We start from the raw sequence: 459 nt of genomic DNA on the forward strand, positions 1-459 counted from the left end.
GGCCTGCGGCGGCACAAAGCGCGAGGAGGGGTTTCGAACTCATATAACATGTCTCCAGAAATCAGGATTGGCGCGCCAATCGGCGGGCACACGGGCCTCGCCGGTGGCGCCGCCGCCAAGGATGGGGAGGAGGGTGCCGAGGGCGGAGAGATCGGCATCGACAAAGACGCTGTCGCCCGCCGAGCGCACGAGCGCGATGCGCTGGCCGATTGTGGGCTGCACGAGGAGGGCAGCCTCCTTGGCGTTCACGCGCAGAAAGTCGTAATCGGAGATCGTGGCACGGTCGTTCGGGAAGAGGATCTGGGTCGGGACCGTCTCGACGATGGTCTTGCCGACGCGGCTATCGCGCAGCTGGCTCGGATACTGCGTCATCATGATCACGACGCAGTTCATCTTGCGCAGCGTCACCAGCCAGTTTTCCAGCCGCGCGCCGAAGTAGGGATCGTCAAGCAGCTTCCA

Annotated in this window: 1 pseudogene; it reads right to left on the reverse strand. The window is 64.3% G+C overall.

From position 1 onward, the window contains the following. Positions 1-39: 39 nt before the first annotated feature. Positions 40-459: pseudogene (locus tag A3728_RS21510) on the reverse strand (type IV secretion system protein B4); the annotation flags it as partial.

The organism is Sulfitobacter sp. HI0040 (assembly GCF_001634885.1).
In the GTDB taxonomy this organism is placed as follows: Bacteria; Pseudomonadota; Alphaproteobacteria; order Rhodobacterales; family Rhodobacteraceae; genus Sulfitobacter.